3 protein-coding genes are annotated in these 2,163 nt (G+C 68.8%); all 3 read left to right on the top strand.

Features of this window, described 5'->3' with window-relative positions; all coding sequences use genetic code 11:
- The coding region (locus VGV60_17890) for an Rrf2 family transcriptional regulator (GenBank protein ID HEV8703147.1) at window positions 1-355 on the top strand (355 nt) is incomplete at its 5' end.
- Window positions 356-501: 146 nt separating this feature from the next.
- On the top strand, window positions 502-1,821 hold the full coding sequence (locus VGV60_17885) for a porin (protein ID HEV8703146.1): 1,320 nt from the start codon (window positions 502-504) through the stop codon (window positions 1,819-1,821).
- A gap of 11 nt (window positions 1,822-1,832) precedes the next feature.
- Window positions 1,833-2,163, top strand: a 331-nt coding sequence (locus tag VGV60_17880; GenBank protein HEV8703145.1) for a substrate-binding domain-containing protein, incomplete at its 3' end; no start/stop codon positions are given.

The following is a 2,163-nucleotide window of genomic DNA, read 5'->3' as shown; positions in this document are numbered from 1 at the left end:
GGAGTCGATCCCGGAGAAGTTCCTGGAGGGCATCCTGGTGACGCTCAAGAACGCGCGCCTCGTCAGCAGCCAGCGCGGTCGGGAGGGCGGGTATCGTCTTCGCCGGCCGCCCGCGGAGATACTGCTCGGAGACGTGGTGCGGATCATCGACGGCCCCCTGGCCCCGTTTGGAGACGCCGTCGAGCTGGCCCACCGTGTCCGCACCGAGCCCCGCCACGCGGGCCTGTTCGACCTGTTCCTCGAGGTGCGCAACGCGGCGGCGAAGATCCTGGATCACACCAGCCTCGCCGACCTCGTGCAGCGCAACCGCCGCGTCCTCGGCCGGCAGCCGGCCGCGCGGGAGACCCGTAAGTGACGGTCCGCGCCTTTGGCGAGACACTTTATGTCTAGTAATAAGCTAGAGTTTAAAGAGTTTACCGCCAGCGAGCGGCTCGTGCTCGAGGCCCTGCGCGGCCTCCGTACGCGTCGGTCGAGGTGGTGCCAGCCCGAGGAGACGACGTGATGAACCGTTCGGGGTCGTGGTTGGCCGTGGCACTCGCGGTGATGGCGCTGGTGGCGCCCGCCGGGTTACGGGCGGAAGACGATAAGAACCCAGAGAAGGCGAAGCAAGAGACGGCCGCCGAGAAGTCCAAGGAAGAGAAGCCGGCCGAGAAACCCAAGGAACCGGAGGTGAAGGTCTCGGCCGGTCCTGACGGCTTCGTGATCCAGTCCGGAAACCTGGACTACCGGATCCGGATCGGCGGTTACGCCCAGGCCGACGGCCGGTTCTATTCACGTGATACGGACAGCGTCGCCACCAACAACTTCCTGCTGCGGCGTGCCCGCCCGATCGTGCAGGGGACCGTCGCGAAATACTTCGACTTCTACCTGAACCCCGACTTCGGCCAGGGGCAGGTGGTCCTGTTCGACGCGTACCTCAACGTACGCACGTCGTCCAAGCTCCAGTTCCGGATCGGGAAGTTCAAGCCTCCGGTCGGCCTCGAGAGGCTACAGTCGGCCCAGAGCCTTCTCTTCGTGGAGCGCGCCCTGCCGACGGCGCTCGCGCCCAACCGCGACGTGGGCGCGCAGGTTCACGGAGAGCTGGTCGGCGGCGTCGTGGCGTATGCGCTGGGCGTCTTCGACGGCGCCGTCGACGGCGCCCTCATCGACACCGACGGCAACGACGGCAAGGACGTCGCGGGGCGGCTCTTCTTCCAGCCCTTCGCGCGCGGCGGTTCGAAGGCATGGAAGGGCCTCGGGCTCGGCTTCTCCGCCACCACCGGCAAGCAGCAGGGCACGCTGCCCTCCTTCCGGAGCGGCGGCCAGGTCGCCTTCTTCAGCTACCTGAGCACGGCCGCGGCCGACGGCACCCGCACGCGGTTCTCGCCGCAAGGCTCGTTCTACGCTGGACCCGTGGGCATCCTCGGCGAATACGTGCGGTCGCGGCAGCAGGTACGCCGGGCGACCGACGTCGCCCGCATCGAGAACGAGGCGTGGGAGGTGAGCGGCTCCGTCCTCCTCACCGGGGAGGCGGCCACCGCGGGCGGCGTGCGCCCACGTCGCTCGTTCGACCCGACCAAGGGGACCTGGGGGGCACTCGAGCTGGCGGTCCGGCTGAACCGGCTCAACGTGGACGGCACGGCGTTCTCGCGGGGCTTCGCCGACCCGGCACGGTCGGCGCGCGAGGCCCGCGCCTGGGCCGTGGGCCTCAACTGGTACCTGAACCGCAACGTGAAGTACGTCGTCGACTACGAGCGGACGACGTTCACGGGCGGGGCCGCCGCGGGCGGGAAACGGCGACCCGAAAACGCGATCCTCGTCCGGTCCCAGGTGGCTTTCTAGGAGGAATGGAGATGACCCCGAAGATGAACACCGATTCCGTCCGCGTCGTCGCGCTGGTCCTGGCCGTCGCCGGATCGGCTTCCGCCGCGCGCGCCCAGGACGCCACCCTCCTGAACGTCTCGTACGATCCCACGCGCGAGCTGTACCAGGCGGTCAACTCGTCTTTCGTCGCGTATTGGAAGCAGAAGGCCGGCAAGACGGTCGCCATCAACCAGTCGCACGGCGGCTCGGGCAAGCAGGCGCGCGCCGTCATCGACGGCCTCGAGGCCGACGTGCTGACGCTGGCTCTCGCCTACGACATCGACGCGGTGCAGCAGAGCGGCCTCATCGCCCCCGGCTGGC

This window comes from Candidatus Polarisedimenticolia bacterium, from assembly GCA_036001465.1.
Lineage (GTDB): Bacteria > Acidobacteriota > Polarisedimenticolia > Gp22-AA2 > Gp22-AA2 > Gp22-AA3.
The sequence above is the reverse complement of the archived record's forward strand: the minus strand, read 5'-3'. Positions and strand labels throughout refer to the sequence as shown.